Source organism: Caulobacter sp. BE254, from assembly GCF_031457295.1.
In the GTDB taxonomy this organism is placed as follows: Bacteria; Pseudomonadota; Alphaproteobacteria; order Caulobacterales; family Caulobacteraceae; genus Caulobacter.
Map to the genome: position 1 here is coordinate 190,192 of NZ_JAVDWJ010000009.1, position 18,948 is coordinate 209,139.

At 68.1% G+C, this 18,948-nt stretch carries 13 protein-coding genes; 8 read left to right on the forward strand and 5 right to left on the reverse strand.

The window, feature by feature from the left end; translation table 11 throughout:
* Positions 1-24: 24 nt before the first annotated feature.
* On the reverse strand, positions 25-939 hold the full coding sequence (locus J2X41_RS17085) for a dihydrodipicolinate synthase family protein (RefSeq protein ID WP_310083390.1): 915 nt from the start codon (positions 937-939) through the stop codon (positions 25-27).
* 89 nt (positions 940-1,028) lie between these two features.
* Here J2X41_RS17085 and J2X41_RS17090 point away from each other — a divergent pair, with 89 nt between their 5' ends.
* The 3 genes from J2X41_RS17090 (at position 1,029) to J2X41_RS17100 (ending at position 5,006) form a co-directional block, all read left to right on the forward strand.
* Positions 1,029-2,282, forward strand: a complete 1,254-nt coding sequence (locus tag J2X41_RS17090; RefSeq protein WP_310083392.1) for an FAD-binding oxidoreductase — start codon at positions 1,029-1,031, stop codon at positions 2,280-2,282.
* Positions 2,279-3,487, forward strand: coding sequence for a Xaa-Pro peptidase family protein (locus J2X41_RS17095; protein ID WP_310083396.1), 1,209 nt, complete (start codon positions 2,279-2,281; stop codon positions 3,485-3,487). Before J2X41_RS17090 ends, J2X41_RS17095 begins: the two co-directional genes overlap by 4 nt.
* 67 nt (positions 3,488-3,554) lie before the next feature.
* Complete coding sequence (locus J2X41_RS17100; protein ID WP_310083399.1) at positions 3,555-5,006, forward strand: amino acid permease; 1,452 nt, start codon at positions 3,555-3,557, stop codon at positions 5,004-5,006.
* 70 nt (positions 5,007-5,076) lie between these two features.
* On the opposite strand, the gene rhaT is transcribed toward J2X41_RS17100, so the two are convergent.
* The gene (rhaT, locus tag J2X41_RS17105; protein ID WP_310083402.1) at positions 5,077-6,171 is read right to left on the reverse strand and encodes an L-rhamnose/proton symporter RhaT; all 1,095 of its coding nucleotides are present in this window, start codon (positions 6,169-6,171) and stop codon (positions 5,077-5,079) included.
* A gap of 97 nt (positions 6,172-6,268) precedes the next feature.
* Positions 6,269-7,030 carry an SDR family NAD(P)-dependent oxidoreductase gene (locus J2X41_RS17110; RefSeq protein WP_310083405.1) on the reverse strand — a complete coding sequence of 254 codons (762 nt, stop codon included), beginning with the start codon at positions 7,028-7,030 and terminating at the stop codon, positions 6,269-6,271.
* Between the two features lie 218 nt (positions 7,031-7,248).
* Here J2X41_RS17110 and J2X41_RS17115 point away from each other — a divergent pair, with 218 nt between their 5' ends.
* Positions 7,249-9,510: a hypothetical protein gene (locus J2X41_RS17115; RefSeq protein WP_310083408.1), complete on the forward strand. Its 2,262-nt coding sequence runs from the start codon at positions 7,249-7,251 to the stop codon at positions 9,508-9,510.
* Between the two features lie 83 nt (positions 9,511-9,593).
* A complete protein-coding gene (gene pelA, locus J2X41_RS17120; protein ID WP_310083411.1) occupies positions 9,594-10,910 on the forward strand; it encodes a pectate lyase in 1,317 nt (438 codons plus the stop codon).
* A 9-nt stretch (positions 10,911-10,919) separates the two neighbouring features.
* Here pelA and J2X41_RS17125 read toward each other — a convergent pair whose 3' ends face one another.
* Positions 10,920-12,281, reverse strand: coding sequence for a pectate lyase (locus tag J2X41_RS17125; RefSeq protein ID WP_310083413.1), 1,362 nt, complete (start codon positions 12,279-12,281; stop codon positions 10,920-10,922).
* Between the two features lie 262 nt (positions 12,282-12,543).
* Here J2X41_RS17125 and J2X41_RS17130 point away from each other — a divergent pair, with 262 nt between their 5' ends.
* Both J2X41_RS17130 and J2X41_RS17135 read left to right on the forward strand, forming a co-directional pair.
* A complete protein-coding gene (locus tag J2X41_RS17130) occupies positions 12,544-15,240 on the forward strand; it encodes a TonB-dependent receptor (protein ID WP_310083416.1) in 2,697 nt (898 codons plus the stop codon).
* Between the two features lie 99 nt (positions 15,241-15,339).
* The gene (locus J2X41_RS17135; RefSeq protein WP_310083420.1) at positions 15,340-16,719 is read left to right on the forward strand and encodes an oligogalacturonate lyase family protein; all 1,380 of its coding nucleotides are present in this window, start codon (positions 15,340-15,342) and stop codon (positions 16,717-16,719) included.
* Positions 16,720-16,880: 161 nt separating this feature from the next.
* Here the strand turns inward: J2X41_RS17135 and J2X41_RS17140 are convergent, their stop codons facing one another.
* Entirely contained in the window at positions 16,881-17,489 is a 609-nt protein-coding gene (locus J2X41_RS17140) for an ester cyclase (RefSeq protein ID WP_310083423.1), read from the reverse strand.
* 174 nt (positions 17,490-17,663) lie between these two features.
* Between J2X41_RS17140 and J2X41_RS17145 the strand changes: the two genes are divergently transcribed.
* Positions 17,664-18,560 (forward strand): alpha/beta fold hydrolase, encoded by an 897-nt coding sequence (locus J2X41_RS17145; protein WP_310083426.1) that lies wholly within the window; start codon positions 17,664-17,666, stop codon positions 18,558-18,560.
* Positions 18,561-18,948 lie beyond the last annotated feature (388 nt).

The following is an 18,948-nucleotide window of genomic DNA, read 5'->3' on the forward strand; positions in this document are numbered from 1 at the left end:
CCTCCTACGCTTGAACGCCGACGACTAGGCGGCCGCCTGGGTCAGGAGCGGCCGGGTGGCTGCGGCTTCCTCGACCATGGCGACCACCTGGGCGCGGCGGGCGCCGGCCAGGGGCAGGCGGGGCATGCGCACCCGCTCCGATCCGCGACCCATCATCTGCTCGGCCAGCTTGATCGACTGGACCAGGTCGTGCTCGGCGTCCAGGTGCAGGAGCGGCATGAACCAGCGGTAGATGCGGCGGGCTTCTTCCAGGTCGCCGCGATCCACGGCCGCGACCAGGGCCACCGATTCCTGCGGGAAGGCGCTGGTCAGGCCCGAGACCCAGCCGCGAGCGCCCATCAGCAGGCCTTCCAGGGCGACGTCGTCGAGGCCGGCCATCAGGATGAAGCGGTCGCCGAAGGCGCGCGCCAGGTCGGTGAAACGGCGGGTGTCGGGCGCGCTTTCCTTGACCGCCACGATGGTCGGCTCGTTGGCCAGGCCCGCCAGCACGTCCAGGGTGATCGCGGCGCGATAGGCCGGCGGATTGTTGTAGAGCATGATCGGCAGGCCGGACGCCTGGGCGACGGTGCGGAAGTGGGCCTCCAGTTCGGCCTCGGTGGGCACATAGACCATGGCGGGCAGGACCATCAGAGCGTCGGCGCCCAGTGTTTCGGCGTCCTTGGCGAACAGGGCGGCGCGCGAGGTGGTCAATTCCGAGACGCCGACGATGATCGGGACCCGACCGGCCACCACCTCGACCGCGGCCTGCAGCACCTGGCGCTTTTCGTCGGCTTCGAGCGAATTGTTCTCGCCGCAGGTGCCCAGGACCACGAGGCCGTGTACGCCGTCACGGACGAGGGCGTCGAGCACCTGCTGGCTGGCGTCGATGTCGATCGACAGGTCGGTCTTGAACTGGGTCGTCGCGGCCGGGAACACGCCCGACCAATTCATGGAGCTCATACGGCTTGCACCTCTAACTGCTTCGTCTACGGTATACGAAATGGCGATACGGAGGTAAAGCCCAGGTGGGACAGGCGGCCGGAACATTGGTGATTGGCGGTGGGATCGTTGGCAAGGCCTGCGCCCTGGCGCTGCGTCGCGCCGGCGAGACTGTCCTGGCGCTCGATCCGCAAGGCCCGTCGCGGCCCGCCTCCTACGGCAACGCCGGCCACATCGCGCTGGAGCAGGTCGAGCCCCTGGCCTCGCCCGCCGCCCTGGCCTCGGCCTTCCGCCGCCTGTTCCCGCTGGGCGGCGCTCTGGATTTTCGCCTGGCCGACATCGCGGCCTGGGGACCCTGGGCGGCGCGCTTCGTCAAGGCCTCGACCCCGGAAGGCGCGGCCCATGGCAAGCGGGCCCTGAGCAGCCTGCTCCAGGACGCCCTGCCGGCCTGGCGGCGCCTGGCCGCCAGCCTGGGCCGTCCCGACCTGCTGGTCGAGCAAGGCCATGTCGTCGTCTGGGAGCGGCCGGACACCGCGCGCGCCGGCCTCGCGACCTGGCGCGCCGCCGACATCGGCCAGGCGCGCCTGAGGGTGTTGTCCGATTCCCTGGCGGACCGTCTGCGCCAATCGGTCAGGGCGCCGATCGCCGGTGGGGTGCAATTCGAAAACACTGGGCAGGTCCGCGATCCGGCCCTGGTTCTGAGCTTGTTGGATGAGGGCTTCACGGCCCTGGGCGGACAGCGGCGGACTGGACGCGCCCTCCGGCTGCGAACGGTCAAGGGTCGTGTCGAGGTCCTGCTCGAGGACGGCGAATGGCTGGCGCCCGAGCGGGTGCTGGTCGCGGGCGGCGTCGGGTCGGGGGCGCTGCTGCGCGACCTGGGCCATGCGGCGCCGGTGATCGCCGAGCGCGGCTATCACCTGGAAGGCGGCGCGGACCATTGGGGCGACCTGCCGCCGGTGGTGTTCGAGGACCGCTCGCTGATCCTCACCCGGTTCGGCGACCGGCTGCGGGCCGCCAGCTTCGTGGAGTTCGGCCGCGAATCCTCGCCCCCCGATCCCCGCAAGTGGGCGCGCCTGCATCGTCATCTGGCCGAGCTGGGCGTGCGGATGGAGGGCCCCGTCGCCGAATGGATGGGCGCCCGGCCGACCCTGCCTGACTATCTTCCGGCCATCGGCCCCAGCCGGCGCGCCGACAATCTTTACTACGCCTTCGGTCACCAGCATCTGGGCCTGACCCTGGCGGCGGTGACCGGGGAGCTGGTCGCGGCCCTGATGGGCGGCGCGACCCCGGCGGTCGACCTGACCCCGTTTGACCTGGACCGGTTCGCGCGAGGGCGCGACCTACGCAAGAGGAACGCGGCATGACCCTGGGCGTCGGCGGCTCGACCATGGACCTGCAGCTGGCGGGCTTGTCGCCTCGCGCCGGACGGCCGCCGGCCATCGCCGCCGCCGAATACGAGGCGAGGCTGGAGCGAGCCCGGATGTTGACGGCGGCGTTGGGCGGCGACGCCTTGCTGGTCGGGGCCGGAGCCAGCCTGCGCTACTTCACCGGCGTGCCGTGGGGGGCGACCGAGCGGCTGGTGGCCCTGCTGCTGCCGCGCAAGGGACGGCCGATCATGATCTGCCCGGCCTTCGAGCTGGGCTCGCTTCAAGCCGACCTGAAGATCGAGGCCGACATCCGGCTGTGGCAGGAGCACGACAGCCCCGCCGCCCTGACGGCCCGGGCCCTTGCGGAAATCGGCGCGAACGTCCTGGCGCTGGACCCGGCCGCGCCGTTCTCGCTGTTCAGCGCCCTGGACAAGGCCGCGCCGTCCCTGCGGGCCATCGACGCCACGCCGGTGATCGACGGCTGTCGCGGCCTAAAGTCGCCGGCGGAACTGGCCCTGATGCGCTACGCCAAGGCCATCACCCTGGACGTCCACCGCCGCGCCGCCGCCATCCTGGCGCCGGGGATCGCCGCCAGCGCCGTCAAGCGGTTCATCGACACCGCCCATCGCGTCGCGGGCGCCGACGGCGGCTCGACCTTCTGTGCCGTGCAGTTCGGCCGCGCCACCGCCTATCCCCACGGCCTGCCCGGCGACCAGGCGCTGGTGGAGGGCGAGCTGGTGCTGATCGACACCGGCTGCCAGGTCGAGGGCTACAACGCCGACATCACCCGCACCTATGTGTTCGGCGAACCGGGCGACGAGCACCGGCGGATCTGGGACATCGAGCACGAAGCCCAGGCCGCCGCCTTCGCCGCTGTGCGGCCCGGCGTGCCCTGCGAGGTCATCGACGAGACCGCGCGCCAGGTGCTGTCGCGCCATGGCCTGGGTCCCGACTACGCCCTGCCGGGTCTGCCGCACCGCACCGGCCACGGCATCGGCCTGTCGATCCACGAGGGGCCTTACCTGGTGCGCGGCGACACGACGCCCCTGGCGCCGGGCATGTGCTTTTCCAACGAGCCGATGATCGTCATCCCCGACCGCTTCGGCGTGCGGCTGGAGGACCATTTCCACGTCACCGAGGACGGGGCGGCGTGGTTCACCGAGCCCTCGCCGTCCATCGACGCGCCATTCGGTTCGTCGTGAGGTCCGTTTCCTCATCATCCCGGCCGGTCGTCTCCGGCCCGTCAAAGTCCACCCTGGGGGTAATCGCATGAACTTCTGGACCCGCCGCAAGGCGCTCGACGCGATCGTCTCGGTGGAGGCCGACCGCCGGCTGAAGCCGACCCTGTCGTGGCCGCACCTGCTGGCCCTGGGCATCGGCGCCATCATCGGCACCGGCATCTACACCTTGACCGGCATCGGCGCCGAGCGGGCCGGCCCGGCGGTGATCCTGGCCTTCGCCGCCTGCGGCGTCCTGTGCGTGTTCGCCGCCCTGGCCTATGCCGAGGTGGCGACCCTGATCCCCGCCGCCGGCAGCGCCTATACCTACGCCTATGCCGTGCTCGGCGAGGGCCTGGCCTGGATCGTCGGCTGGAGCCTGGTGCTGGAATACGCCGTCACCTGCGCGGCCGTGGCCGTCGGCTGGTCCGGCTACATGGTCGGCTTGCTCAAGAGCGTCGGGATCAACCTGCCGCCCGAAATCCTGGCGGGACCGCACGCCGGCGGGATCATTAACCTGCCGGCCGTGCTGATCACCGTCGCCGTGACCGCCCTGCTGACCAAGGGCGCGCGCGAGAGCGCGACGCTCAACATCGGCCTGGTGCTGATCAAGATCGTCGCCCTGGCCGTCTTCGTCGGCCTGACCTTCACGGTCATCAAGGGCCACAACTTCACGCCCTTCATGCCCTACGGCTTCGCCGCCCATACCGAGGCGGGCCATCCGCGCGGCGTGATGGCCGCCGCGGCCATCGTGTTCTTCGCCTTCTTCGGCTTCGACGCGGTCTCGACCTCGGCCGAGGAGGTCAAGAATCCCAAACGCGACCTGACCATCGGCATCATTGGCTCGATGGTGATCTGCACGGCGATCTACATGCTGGTCGCCGCCTGCGCGGTCGGGGCCTGGCCCTATGCGGAGTTCGCCCGTTCGAGCGAGCCGCTGGCCTTCATCCTGCGCGGCCTGGGCCATCCCGCCGCCGCCTTCGGCATCGCCGCCGCCGCCATCGTCGCCCTGCCCAGCGTCATCCTGGTGATGATGTTCGGCCAGACCCGGGTGTTCTTCGTCATGGCGCGCGACGGCCTGCTGCCGCGCGCCATGGGTCGGCTGAACCCTAAGAGCGGCGCTCCGGTCACCCTGACCCTGATCACCGGCGCGGTCGTGGCCTTGGTCGGCGGGTTCCTGCCGCTGGACCAGATCGCCGAGCTGTCCAACGCCGGCACCTTGCTGGCCTTCATCTGCGTGGCGGTGTGCCTGATGGTGCTGCGCGTGCGCCGGCCGGACCTCCCGCGGCTGTTCCGTTGCCCGGCGGCGTGGATCGTCGGCCCTCTGGCGGTGGTCGGCTGCCTCTATTTCATGATCAGCCTGCCGTCCGCCACCCTGATCCGGTTCGTGATCTGGAATGTCATCGGCCTGGTCGTCTACCTGGCCTACAGCCGCCGCACCAGCCTGCTGGCGCGCGGCGTCGACGTCGCGCCGGTGCGCGAGGCCAGCGCGATCGTCGACTGACGGCCCGCGTGAAACGAAACCCGGCCCGCGCCTCAAAGGCGCGGGCCGGTCGTTCTTCGATCCGCCAAGCTCAGGCGGCCAGCTGGTTGCCGTAGCCGATGATCACGGTCGCCCCGACCAGTAGGGCGACGCCGGTCCAGACCATGGCCTTGACCTTGGGCCGGGCGTCCTTCCATTCGCGGAAGGCGAAGCCCCACAGGGTGCCGAAGATGATGATCGAGGCCATGTGCAGGGTCCAGCTGGAGAAGCCGAACCGGCCCATCTGGCTTTCGCCCATCGTGTAGAAGAAGAACTGGAAGTACCAGGCGGTGCCGGCCACCGCGCACAGCAGGTAGTTGGCCAGCAGGGGCGAGCGCTTGAGGGCCGCGGTCTGCGGCTTGTCGGCCGCCTCGACCGGGCTGGCCGCGCCCAGCCACTGGCCGGCGCTGCGGTTCTTGAAGATCAGCCAGGCGCACCACAGGCCGTTGGTGATCAGGCCGCCGAACATCACCAGGCACAGGGTCGGCAGGCCGGTCCACAGCGGGCCCGTGCCGGCCGCGGCCGACAGGACCTTGACCGGTTCGCCGGCCGACAGGCCGAAGGCGAAGCAGGCCGACATGATCCCCGAGAACACCGCCACGGCGATGCCCTTCTTGAAGTCGAACTCGGCGACGGCCTTCTTCTTCTGCTCCGGCGACAGGTCGCCGTCCTTCTTGGCGCCGGCCCAGGCGACGACGACGATCCCCGCCAGGGTGACGATCAGGCCCAGCAGGATGATCCGGCCCGAAGGGGTGGCCAAAAGCTTGTCGGCGAAGTCGCCCTGGACCAGCGGCGGGATCAGGGTGCCGAACACCGTGCACAGGCCCAGCACCACGGCCATGCCCAGCGACAGGCCCAGATAGCGCATGGTCAGGCCGTAGGTCAGGCCGCCGAAGCCCCAGAGTACGCCGAACAGGATGCACAGGCCCGCGACCTTGGGCGGAACCTGGGCCATCACGCCCATCAGGTTTTCGGTCTGTATGGAGGCGAACAGCCAGGGCGCCAGCAGCCAGGAGAAGAGGCCGCCGGTCAGCCAGAAGATCTCCCACGACCAGCGGCGCACGCCGCGATAGGGCACGTAGAAGCTGGCCGACGACAGGCCGCCCAGCCAGTGGAAGAGGACGCCGAGCAGGGGATTGGGGGTCATGCGCGGGGTCCCTTCGCGGTTCGCGCCTGGCGGATCGGCTGATCGCCCATGGTGTCGTCTCCCTTTTGGATCGCCTGGTCTTCCAGGTCGCGACCGGTCAGAACGTGGTGCGGCCGCCGGAAGTGTCGAAGGTGGCGCCGGTGGTGAAGCTGCATTCCTCGGAGGCCATGAAGCAGACCATGGCCGCGCTCTCGTGGATCTCGCCCAGGCGGCCCATGGGGATCTTGCCCTTCATGTACTCGACCTGGCTGGGCGGCAGCTGCTCCAGGATGGGGCTTTCGAAGGTGGCCGGGGTCAGGCTGTTGGCGATCACGCCCTGGGTGGCCAGTTCCTTGCCCAGCGACTTGGTCAGGCCGATCACCGCCGCCTTGGACGCCGAATAGGCGCCGGCGTTGGGGTTGCCTTCCTTGCCGGCCACCGAGGCGACGTTGACGATCCGGCCATAGCCGTTGGCCAGCATGAACGGGACCACGGCCTTGCAGCTGTAGAACACGCCGTTGACGTTGATGTCGAAGACCCGCTTCCAGCTGTCGGTGGGGTAGTCGTGGACCGGAGCCGTGGCGCCGGTGATGCCGGCCGAGGCGACCAGGATGTCGATGCGGCCCAGCGCGGCGTTGGCGGCCTGGCCGGCGGCCAGGACGGCGGCTTCGTCGGAGACGTCCAGGGCGACCGTGTGCAGAGCCCCGACCTCGGCGGCGGCGGCCTTCAGGCCCTCGGCGTCCAGATCCCAGAGCGACACCTGGCCGCCCTCGGCGACGATCCGCGCGGCCACGGCCTTGCCCAGGCCCGAGGCCCCGCCGGTGACCACCGCCGTGCGGCCGGAGAAGCGGCCAAGATAGGGATTGGCGTAGGCGCTCACGCGACGCTCGATCCGGCCATGACGATGATTCCCCCGACGCTGAACGCCCGTCCAGGCACAAGAAGGCTTGCGGTGGACTTTCACAATATGAGAAACATTCCTACAGAATGGAACCATGAGCGTCAATCGAGCGCGCGAACCGAACCGTCCGGCCGACGCGCTGGCGCGGCGTTCGGGTCGGCGCCGATGGTCTCCGCTTTCAGTTTGGGAGAGAAACAATGCGACGCGCGCTACTGGCTGGCCTAGCTGTCCTTGCCCTGGGCGGCCCCGTACTGGCCCAGCCGATCGACCGCCACGCCCTGGTCAGCCGTCACGACATCCGGCTGACCAGGGTCGATCCCTCCGCGCCGCTGATGGTCGGCAACGGCCAGATCGGCTTCACGGCCGACATCACCGGCCTGCAGACCTTTCCGGAGGCCTATTCCAAGATCGCGCCCCTGCTGACCGAGGCCCAGTGGGCCTGGCACAGCTTTCCCAATCCCAACGGCTACACCTATGCCGACGGGACCACGCCGATCGACGTGCGCGGGACGAAACAGCCCTACGCCTACATGAAGGACTGGAACGAGGCCGCGACCCGGCCCGCCCTCGCCTGGCTGCGCGAGAACCCCCACCGCTTCTCGCTGGGCCGCGTGGCGCTGGATCTGCGCGCCAAGAACGGCCAGCCAGCCAAGTTCGAGGACGTCACCCAGACCCGGCAGGACCTGGACCTGTGGACCGGCGTGCTGACCAGCACGTTCGTCTATGACGGTGAGACGGTGACGGTGCGCACCCGCGTGCACCCGACGCTGGACATGATCGTGGTCGACGTCGAGTCGGCCCTGGTGGCGCAGGGCCGCCTGGGGCTGTCGGCGAAGTTCCCGGGCGTGTCGAAGTCTCTCAATCCCGATCCGTCCGACTGGTCCAATCCGGGCGGCCATGTGACTCAGGTGACGGGGGAGGGCGCGAAGACGCTGAGCGTCCGTCGCCAGATCGACCAGACCCGCTATTTCGCCGCGTTGCAGGCCGATCAGGCCGTCAGCTTCACACCGGACGGGCCGCACGGCTTCAAGGTTGCGCCCAGGGCCAAGGGGCGAACGCTGGGGCTGGAGGTCGCCTTTTCCCGCGCCGCCCTGCCGGCCTTGCCGACGCTGGCGATCGCCGACCAGGCGGTGCGCGGCCACTGGAAGGCCTATTGGACGCAGGGCGCCGCGGTCGATTTCAGCGGCAGCACCGATCCCCGCGCGGCCGAACTGGAGCGCCGGGTGGTGCTGTCCCAGTACCTGATGGCCCTGAACGCCGCCGGCGAGGTCCCGCCGCAGGAGGAGGGATTGTTCTCCAACAGCTGGAACGGCAAGTTCCATCTCGAGATGCACCCCTGGCACGCCGGGCATTTCGCGCTGTGGAACCGGCCCGAATATCTGGAGCGCAGCCTGCCCTGGTACCTGGGCCACCTGAAGGACGCCCAGGCTCGCGCCGCCAGTCACGGCCTGAAGGGCGCCTGGTGGCCCAAGATGGTCGGACCCGACGGGGTGGACAGTCCCAGCAAGGTCTCGCCGTTCATCATGTGGCAGCAGCCGCACCCGATCTGGATGTCCGAGCTGGTCTGGCGCGACAAGCCGACCAAGGCGACCCTGGCCCGGTACGGCGAACTGGTCGAGCAGTCGGCCGACCTGCTGGCCAGCTTCCCGCACCGCGACGCCAAGGGTCGCTTCGTGCTGGGCCCGCCGATCATCCCAGTGCAGGAGAACTACGATCCCCTGACCACCTTCAACCCCGCCTTCGAGCTGGAATACTACCGCTGGGGCCTGGAGACGGCCCAGGCCTGGCGCGAGCGCCGGGGCCTGGCGCGCAAGCCCGAATGGGACGCGGTGATCAAGGGCCTGGCGCCCCTGGCCACCAAGGACGGCCTCTACCTGCCGACAGAGTCAACCCCCGACTTCTGGGACGTGGCCAAAAGCGCCGAATGCTCGCGCCACGCGGTCGAGGAAAAGTGCCTGAACCGCGACCACCCCTCGTTCCTGATGGCCTATGGCCTGCTGCCGGGAAAGGGCGTCGACAAGGAGACCATGCGGCGCACCCTGCGCGCCGTCGAAGGCGACTGGGACCTGCGCCAGACCTGGGGCTGGGACTATCCGATGGTCGCCATGACCGCCGCGCGCCTGGGCGAGCCGGACAAGGCCGTGGACTGGCTGTTCTTCGACGCCAAGAACAACAAGTTCGGCCTCAGCGGCATGACCCCGCGCGTGCACCTGGACGTCCACGCCCAGGCCTTCGTGCCGACCTCGGCGGGAGCCGGCGCGCCGGCGGGAGCGCCGGTCGGACAGGACGGAGCGGGCTATTCGCGGGCGGCCGAGACCTATTTCCCGTCCAACGGTTCGCTGCTGGCGGCCGTGGCGATGATGGCCGGCGGCTGGGACGGTTCGAGCGGCCCGGCGCCGGGCTTTCCCAAGGACGGCAAGTGGAGGGTGCGGGCCGAGGGCTTCAAGCCTCTGCCCTGAGCGGCGAAAAATGGGGTGCGCCAAGCGCCCGGTCGCCCGACCTTGCCCGCAGTTGGAGGAACACGCCAGTTGGAGAAACAAGGATGAGCATGCGTCTTTCCCTGGCGATCCTGCTGACGGCCAGCGGCCTGCTGGCCGCGCCGGCGACGGCGGGGGTGATCGGCCTGAACACGCCGGCCGACTCGATCACGGCCACCCGGATCGTCGCTCTGCCCGCCGGCGAGCGGCGCGCCTGGGCGACCTATTACGCGAAATCGCAGGTCCAGGAGAGCGACGACCGCGCCGCCCTGGCCGCCGAGCTGAAGCCCGGACAGCCCGCGCCGCCCAAGCCCGAGGGGGCGCACGGCGGGCAGGGGAACGGCATGCCCCTGGACCGCGACGCCGCGTGGTACGGCTCGGATGCGGCGCGCCACGTGGCCGACGTCATCGTCAGCTTCCAGACCCCGGCCGGCGGCTGGAGCAAGAACCAGAACCGCGCCGGCGCCTTGCGCCTGCCGGGCCAGCCCTACGCCTCGGACAACAATTCCCGGCGCCTCACCGAAGATGATTTCGACGCGGCGAGCGATCCGGACTGGGGCTATGTCGGCACGCTGGACAATGGGGCGACGACCACCGAACTGCGCTTCCTGGGCAAGGTGGCCGCCCGGACGCCGGACGCCGCGGGGAAGCCCTATCGACAGGCCATCGAAAGGGGCGTGCGCTACCTGCTGAACGCCCAGATGCCCAACGGCGGCTGGCCGCAGGTCTGGCCGCTGCAGGGCGGCTATCATGACGCGGTGACGTTCAACGACAACGCCGTCTCGCAGGCCGCCGCTCTTCTGACGGAGGTCTCCGGGGGCGGCGGGGACTTCGCCTTCCTACCGGCCAAGGTGCGCGCCGACGCCGGTCGGGCGGCCGCGCGGGCCCGCGCCTGCATCCTGGCCGCCCAGATCCGCGTCGGTGGCAGGCTGACAGGTTGGGGACAGCAGGTCGACCCCTTCACCCTAGAGCCGGTCGCGGGCCGCAACTACGAACCGCCGGCCCTGGCGAGCGGCGAGAGCGCGGACCTGCTGCTTTATCTGATGAGCCTGCCCAAACCGACGCCGGCCGAGGTCGTCGCCGTCCACGCCGGCGTGGCCTGGCTGAAGGGGGCGGCGCTGCGCGACAAGGCGTGGGTCGGCGGCAAGGGCGACCCGCAAGGCCGCCGCCTGGTCGACCGCGCCGGCGCTTCGCCGATCTGGGCGCGCTACTATGGCGTGGCCGACCAGAGGCCGGTCTTCGGCGAGCGGGACAAGACCCTGCGCGACGACGCCAACGAACTGTCGCTGGAGCGTCGTAACGGCTACGCCTGGTTCAGCACCGAGCCGCAGAAGGCGATCGACGCCTATGCGGGATGGACCAAGACCCACCCCGCCCCATAGCCTGGACGTCTATTTCACCAGGCCGTTTACGTATTCCTCGATGTTGGTGTAGCCGTCGCCGTCGCGGTCCTTGGCGGCGTCGGACGGATCCCTGGGGTTCAGCTTGCGGGCCTTCTCCCAGGCATCGGGCATGCCGTCGCCGTCGGCGTCCTTGGGCGCGGCGGTCGAGGACGCCGTGAACCAGCCGCCGACCTCTTTCTGGCTGTTGATGATCTTGCCGGTGCGGTCGCGCACGCTCTTGACCACTCTAGCGTCGATCGGGTCGCGGGCCTTGGAGGCGCCAGCCTCGTCGAGCACCAGGCGATAGGCCACGTCGGCGGGCTGGGTCACGACCGGTCCGAATGGGAAGGGCTGGTCGACGACGTGCTCGCCTGGCGCGGCGGTCGAGGCCAGGACCAGGCTCGCCTGGTCGGCCACCGGCTTGCCGTCCATCCAGTTGCCCGAGAAGTAGGTCTTGCCGCTCTTGTTGCGGATGTAGAGGGCCAGCGGGCCGCCGGTGTTGGCGCCCTGGATGTAGGAGTTGTTGACGAAGTTGGAGCGGGTGTTGGCGTTGGTGTTGAGGTCCTCGCCGGCCGCGAACCTCGAGGCGTTGTCCGGGCGGCCGTAGAACGGGTCCATGGCGTAGCCGCGACTGACGCCCGGCTCCCAGTTGTAGAAGTCCGTCGTGGCCCCCTGGCCCCAGTTGTAGAAAACGTTATCGCGGAAATCGAGGACGATGCCCTCGGCGTCGTCCTTGGCCCCGGCATAGTTGCCGATGCGCGGCATGCGGGCCTCGTGGTGGGCCCACAGATTGTGGTGGAAGCTGTACTTGGCGCCGTAGGAGCCCTGGATCAGGCTGCCATAGCCGTGCTCGCCCTTCTCGTGGATCGAGTGGTTCAGGCTCTCGGCGATCAGCGACCACTGCACGGTGACATTGGTCAGGCGCTTGACCTCTGGGGTGACCTTCTGGGTCACCGACAGGCTCTCGTCGATCGACCAGCCCGACGAGATGTGGTCGAGGATGATGTCCGAGCCGCCGCCGATCGAGATCGAATCATATTCCTTGCCGGCCTCGTCGCCGACCCGCGAGCGCAGGTAGCGGACGATCACGTGGTTGGCGTGGATCAGGAACTGGCCGTCGCGCAGGGTGATCCCGTAGCCCGGAGCGGTCTGGCCGGCGATGGTGATGAAGTCGTTGGCGATCTTCAGGTCGCTCTTCAGGCGGATCACGCCGCCGACATCGAACACCACGATGCGCGGTCCCTCGGCCTCGACCGCGGCCCGCAGCGAGCCGGGTCCGGCGTCGTTCAGATTGGTCACCTTGATCACGCGACCGCCGCGACCGCCCTTCGAGAATTGGCCGAAACCCTCCGCGCCCGGAAAAGCGGTCATGTCGGATGCGGGGGCGGCGAGGGCGGTGGACGTCATCAAACTTAGAATAAGTCCATAAAATACAAGGGCTTTCATTTGTCGCATGATTGTGGTCTCGCTCCCACTTAGTTGTCCGGACGCAACATCATGCGTCGAATTGGTAATACCAGAGTTGCAGACTTTCGTCGGATGTTGCAAGGTATGGAAAGTGGTTCCACATTTTGAGAGTTGTGGTTCCAACCAAGACACCGGTGTCAAATCGGTTTGTACGGGGAGAAACCGCATGATCTCGACCACCCTGAAAACGCGTCTGCTGGCCTCCGGCGCCTCCGCCGTCGCCCTGGCCATGGCCAGCGCGGCCATCGCCCAGATCTCGCCAGCGCCGCAGGCTCCGGCCGCCGACGAGGCCTCGCAGGTCGAGGAACTGGTGGTGACCGGCTTCCGCAGCAGCCTCAGCAAGGCGCTGGACGTCAAGCGCGACAGCATCGGCGCGGTCGACGCCATCATGGCCGAGGACATCGCGGCCTTCCCGGACCAGAACCTGGCCGAAGCCATCCAGCGCCTGCCCGGCGTCACCATCGACCGGGTCGGCGGCGAGGGCCACCAGATCACCGTGCGCGGCCTGAACGCCGACTTCACCCGCGTGCGCATCAACGGCGTCGACGCCATCGCCACAGGCGGCGGCAACCGCAGCCGCGGCTTCGACTTCAACGTCTTCGCCTCGGAGCTGTTCAACAGCATCACCGTGCGCAAGACCCAGTCGGCCGACACGCCGGAAGGCTCCCTGGGCGCGACGGTCGACCTGCAGACGGGCCGCCCGTTCGACTACAAGGGCTTCAAGGCGGCCGGCTCGGCCGAGGGCAGCCTCAACAGCATCACCGACCGCATCCTGCCGCGCGTGGCGGGCCTGGTCAGCTGGGCCAACGAGGACCAGACCTTCGGCGTGTTGGCCTCGGTGGCCTATTCCAAGCGCCAGCCGGTGGCCGAAGGCTTCAACACCACCCGCTGGCAGGGTCGTGACGCCACCGACAACTTCGCCGGCTGCACGATCTGCACCAGCCCGGCCGAGCTGGCCAAGGTGCAGAACGCCTTCTATCCGCGCATCCCGCGCTACACCGCCTCGAAGATCGACTCCGAGCGCCTGGGCCTGACCTTCTCGACCCAGTGGCAGCCGTCGGACAAGACCCGGTTCGACCTGGACGTCCTGTACTCGGACCTGGACCAGTTCACCGAGAGCCCCAACCTGGAGGCCATCTCGTTCAGCCGCTCCAACGCCGCCGGCGTGGGCAGCACGATCGTCCGCGACTATGCGATCAACGACCGCAACACCTTCACCTACGGCGTGTTCGACAAGGTGGACGTTCGCTCGGAGAACGGCATCCAGCGCGACCACACCAAGTTCACCCAGGTGAGCCTGGCCGGAAAGCACGAGTTCAGCGACCGTCTGCGGGTCAAGGGCCGGATCGGCGTGGCCAACTCGGCCTATTCGATGCCCGAGCAGATCTCGTTCCAGCTCGATCGCAACGACGTCAACGGCTACACCTACGACGCTCGCGCCAACGACCGCACGCCGATCATCAATTACGGCTTCGACGTCACCAATCCGGCGCTGTTCACCCTGACCGAGATGCGCTCGCGCGAGAGCACGGCGCTGAACATCGTGCGCACCGCGACCGGCGAGGTGGAATACGACGTCGACGAATACCTGACCCTGCGCGGCGGCATCAACGCCCAGCAGTACGTGGTCAAGTATCGCGACAAGAGCCGCAACCAGACCCTGACCGGCGCCAACCAGGTGGTCGGCGTCGGCGCCTTCGCCAAGGTGGTCCGCTTCGGCCGCGACTTCCCGTTCCCGGGCGGCGACCGCTCGTACGTGGTGGCCGACATCGACAAGGCCCTGGCCTACACCAAGCTGCTCAGCTACCCGCTGATCGTCCAGTCGGGCGACACCCGCGACGTGGCCGAGGACGACCTCAGCGGCTTTGGCCAGGCGATCGTCAACGCCACCGTCCTGGGCGGCATGCCGCTGAAGGCCGATTTCGGGGCCCGCGTGGCCCGGACCAAGCTGGTGTCCAAGGGCTTCGTCAACACCACCTACATCACCGCCAAGAACGACTACACCGACGTGCTGCCGTCGATGAACCTGTCGCTGGAGCCGACCGACGGCGTGATGCTGCGCCTGGGCGTCGCCAAGGTCATGGCCCGCCCGACCCTGGGCAGCCTGACGCCGGGCGGCTCGGTCAGCGCCACCACCCGCACGGTCAACTTCGGCAATCCGGACCTGGAGCCGTTCCGCGCCACCAACTACGACCTGGCGGCCGAATGGTACTTCGCGCCGGAGTCCCTGGTCTCGGTGGCGGTGTTCTACAAGAAGATCGACAGCTTCATCGCCAGCAGGACGACCCAGGCCGTCTACAGCTCGCTGAACCTGCCCACCAGCCTGATCACCAGCGCCGGCGCCGTTCCCAGCGACATCTTCGACGTCACCACCCCATACAACGGCACGGGCGGCACCCTGAAGGGCGTCGAGCTGCAATACCAGCAGCCCTTCACCTTCCTGCCCGAGGCCCTGAAGGGCTTCGGCTTCATCGGCAACTTCACCTATGTCGACTCGAACGTGAACTACGGCACCGCGGCCGCGCCGAACTACAACAAGCTGACCGGCCAGTCGAAGACCACGGCCAACGCCACGCTCTATTTCGAGCGCGACAAGCTCAGCGCCCGCGTCTCGGCCGCCAAGCGCTCGGGCTTCCTGACCGGCTATCCGGGCTCGAACGGCAACAGCGAGGGCGGCACCCACGGCAGCACCTATTACGACTTCTCGACCAGCTACAAGGTCCGCGACAACCTCACGGTCACGCTGGAGGGCATCAACCTGTCGGACGAGTACACCGACGCCTATGTCGACGTGGCCGACCGCGTGAACGACTACCGCCACACCGGCCGCGAGATCATTCTCGGCGTCCGCTGGACCTACTGAGGAAGTCTTCCCCCCCCCCACTTCCTCGTTTTGGCCTGGAGCGGATTGTCGTCCGCTCCAGGTCCTTTTCTTTCGGCCCAGTTTCTCGGGAGCAGCTTCATGTCGAACGCGACCATCTCGGCCCATCGCCGCCAGTTCCTGGGCGGCGGCGCCCTCGCCCTGGCGGCGGCCGTGGCCGCGCCGGGCCAGGCGCTGAGCCAGGCCGCGCCGGCCGCGCCCTCCGCCGCCGAGCCGCCGCGCGACTGGTTCGACCCGAAGACCGGCCACCGCATCGTGCGGCTGTCCAACGAACCGGGCACGCAGAACCTCTATTTCCACCAGAACGGCTACACGCCGCAGGGCGACAAGCTGGTGCTGAAGAGCGCCGGCGGTATCTGGCTGTGCGACCTGAAGACCTTCAAGCTGACCCTGCTGGTCAAGGGGCCCGACGCCGACCTGTTGTTCACCACCCGCCATTCGCGCGACGTGCTCTATTCGGTCACCGCGCCGAAGATGGCCGACGGGAGCGAGGGCCTGGCGACCGACCGGCCCAAGACCATCTACGCCATCGACGTCGACACGAAGAAGACCCGCAAGATCGCCCAGATCCCGGCCGGGGCGATCAACTCGATCAACGCCGACGGGACCCTGCTGCTGGGCTCGGTGGCCTATGGCGCCAAGCCGCTGCAGCCCAAGACCGAGGACGACCGCAAGCGCTTCGGCCAGGCCGAGTACGCGGCGCTGGGGCCCGACGGCAAGCCGCTGTCCTTCGCCAAGGCCAAGGGCGTGCGGATGACCGAGCGCTTCGAGACCGACGTGCCGGCCGAGATCTTCACCGTCGACCTGAAGACCGGCGCGCGCACGGTGATCCACAAGTCCGTCCGCTGGCTGGGCCACGCCCAGTTCTCGCCGACCGACCCCACCCTGGTGATGTTCTGCCATGAGGGGCCCTGGCACCGGGTCGACCGCATCTGGACGATCCGCACCGACGGCACGGGCCTGACCAAGATCCACACCCGGACCATGAACTTCGAGATCGCCGGCCACGAGTTCTTCTCGGCCGACGGCAAGTGGATCTGGTACGACCTGCAGACCCCGCGCGGCCAGGTGTTCTGGATCGCCGGGCACGAGATCGCCACCGGCAGGAAGCTCTATCGCCGGGTCGAGCAGAACGAGTGGTCGGTGCACTACAATGTCGCCAGGGACGGCAAGCTGTTCGCCGGCGACGGCGGCGACGAGGACATGGTCGCCCACGCCAAGGACGGCAAATGGCTCTACGCCTTCCGCCCCGAGACCATCCGCGACGCGGCGACCCAGTACTACACGCAGGATCTGATCACCGTGGAGAAGATGGCTAGCGAGAAGCTGGTCGACATGTCAGCCCACGACTATCGCCTCGAGCCGAACCTGACCTTCACGCCCGACCAGAAGTGGATCGTGTTCACCTCCAACATGCACGGCGCCAACCACGTCTATGCCGTGGAAGTGGCCAAGGCCTGACTCCGTCCAGCGTTACCGTTCCCGTCACAAGGGTGGGTGTCACCCGAGACCGACAATTCCTGGCGGTGGCGATCTGAAAGTCAGGTCGCCACGAGGGCCTCTACGGCAAACTTCCGCCCAGTCGGGCGTTGAGGCCTGATTTGAAGATCCTTCCGAGGCGCTCACACCTTGGGAAGATCGTAGCGCGGCGTCATGGGCAGCAGGCCCAGTTGCTGCATCATGCCGATGTCGTCGCGGCTGGCGCGGTGCTCGACGATCAGGTCATCCTTCAAAGTATACCAATGGATCGACTGGACCTTGAACTTCTTGCCCGTCGGCGGCACGCCAACCAACAGGCCGCCGTTGAACGGGATCTTGCTCACGCCCAGGTGCGTGCCGGTGTTGATCTGGCGCATGACGACCTCATCCCCGGCCGCCATCAGGTCGAATTCCTCGGAATGGTAGTCGGGAAACGTGCCCAGGATGTCGGTCAGCACGCGCGTCAGACCGGCCCGGCCCACCGCGACGCCGTGATTGCGAGTGTCGGGCGCGAAGGCCTGGACCGACTCGTCGATCTTGCCCTGGTTGACCAGCGCGTTCTGGCGGCGGACCGTCGCCGCGTTGCGCGCCGCCAGGGCCGTAGCCTCGATGTGGCTGGTGGGAATGTCTGGAACGGGCGGCGGGAATTTGGGAGGTGAGCCGGCGACCTGAGCCGGCGTCTGCGCATGGACGACCCCGCTCAAGGGCAGCCAAGCGGACAGGGAGAGAAGCCAGCGACGGTCCAAGCGCATCATTCGCCTCCTAGGTGGAGGTGCATCTTCAGCCGCATCAAGGCGCTTGCAACTCTAAACTGTCGTGCCGAGCTCCAGAGTAGGACCAGCGACCTGATTGCGGGCAGAACGGGTGCGTTAGCCAGTAGCGCGTTCCGTGCTATCTTCGCTCTCTTCCTTTGGGCGGGGGCTGCAATGACTCGGGGAGTAATCGCGTCGATACTGCTGTTCTTTGCCTTCGCCGCCCTCCCGGCTTACGGCCAAGCACAAGATGTCCAGCGTGCGATCGCGACGGATCCAGTTCGCGATCCCGCCTTTCCCCCAAGGAAGGAGGTCATTCATGTGCCGAGCGGCGGGACGATCATCAACGGCGTCGTCTACACGGCGTCCGGACCGGGGCCGCATCCCACCTTCGTGTTCTTCCATGGCTTGCCCGGCACTGAGCGCAATCTCGATCTGGCGCAGGCGGTGCGCAGAGCGGGCTGGAACGCGGTCACCGTCAACTATCGCGGTTCGTGGGGAAGCGGCGGCTCATTCCGGTTCGCGAACACCCTTGAAGATGCGAAGGCGACCCTCGCCTTCATTCGCGATCCGGCGAATGCGAAGAAGCTCGGCATAGACACCAGCCGCATCGCCATCGGTGGCCATAGCATGGGCGGCTGGGTGACGGCGCACACGCTGGCCGATGATCCTGCCCTGCTCGGCGGTGTCATCTTTTCAGCGGGCGACTTTGGAAAGGTGGGGCTGAACGCGCGTGCCGATCATGCCGCGATCGCCACCCGCATGAATGACGTCCGCGAAACCCTGGTCGATGTGACCGGCGACAGCATGGCGGATGAACTGGCTGCAAATGCCGACGCCTGGTCCTTCACCAACCTGGCGCCTCGCCTGGCCGGCCGGCGACTGCTCATTCTCTACAGCGAGGACTTCGCGAAACCCTATTCGCTGACGCTGATCGAAGCCATGAAGAAAGTCCCGGGCTCCCTGGCTGTATCCGCCTATACGCCGACCGACCATGACTGGTCCGATGCGCGCATCTCGCTAGAAACGCAGGTCCTGACCTGGCTGGCGAGCTTGCCCGCGGGCCGGTAGCGACTGCGGATGCATTGGAATACAGCCGTCCGTTTATATGGCTATACGGGGCTAGTCAGTCGACCGGAAGCGTTCGAACGGTTTGGTCCGCCGGTCGCTATCGTGGTGATATGGCGTAAGCGCAGTGCTCATCATCATCGGGCGGGAATGACGGCGGTTTTAGGGGGATGGACGGCGCTCAATCCCCGTTGGCGGCGCAAAGAGCCCCAATCCTTTCAACGCCCTGAAGAAAAAGCAGCGTCACCGGTCCTCGGACCTCAAACCCGTCCCATACTGATCTCGTCTCCATCGCGGGGGGAGGGCTCTTGGTACCGGCCCAAGCAGGCGATGGGGGTGGAACCGAGCGGGGCCGCCTGGGCCTGGCGATCGGACCGCGGCGGGCGGCGGG

Excerpts from the sequence above, each read along its gene's own strand:
- J2X41_RS17085 (WP_310083390.1), bottom strand. The coding sequence starts at position 939 with ATGAGCTCCATGAATTGGTCGGGCGTGTTCCCGGCCGCGACGACCCAG.
- J2X41_RS17095 (WP_310083396.1), top strand. The coding sequence starts at position 2,279 with ATGACCCTGGGCGTCGGCGGCTCGACCATGGACCTGCAGCTGGCGGGC.
- J2X41_RS17100 (WP_310083399.1), top strand. The coding sequence starts at position 3,555 with ATGAACTTCTGGACCCGCCGCAAGGCGCTCGACGCGATCGTCTCGGTG.
- rhaT (WP_310083402.1), bottom strand. The coding sequence starts at position 6,171 with ATGACCCCCAATCCCCTGCTCGGCGTCCTCTTCCACTGGCTGGGCGGC.
- J2X41_RS17115 (WP_310083408.1), top strand. The coding sequence starts at position 7,249 with ATGCGACGCGCGCTACTGGCTGGCCTAGCTGTCCTTGCCCTGGGCGGC.
- pelA (WP_310083411.1), top strand. The coding sequence starts at position 9,594 with ATGAGCATGCGTCTTTCCCTGGCGATCCTGCTGACGGCCAGCGGCCTG.
- J2X41_RS17125 (WP_310083413.1), bottom strand. The coding sequence starts at position 12,281 with ATGACCGCTTTTCCGGGCGCGGAGGGTTTCGGCCAATTCTCGAAGGGC.
- J2X41_RS17130 (WP_310083416.1), top strand. The coding sequence starts at position 12,544 with ATGATCTCGACCACCCTGAAAACGCGTCTGCTGGCCTCCGGCGCCTCC.
- J2X41_RS17135 (WP_310083420.1), top strand. The coding sequence starts at position 15,340 with ATGTCGAACGCGACCATCTCGGCCCATCGCCGCCAGTTCCTGGGCGGC.
- J2X41_RS17140 (WP_310083423.1), bottom strand. The coding sequence starts at position 17,489 with ATGCGCTTGGACCGTCGCTGGCTTCTCTCCCTGTCCGCTTGGCTGCCC.
- J2X41_RS17145 (WP_310083426.1), top strand. The coding sequence starts at position 17,664 with ATGACTCGGGGAGTAATCGCGTCGATACTGCTGTTCTTTGCCTTCGCC.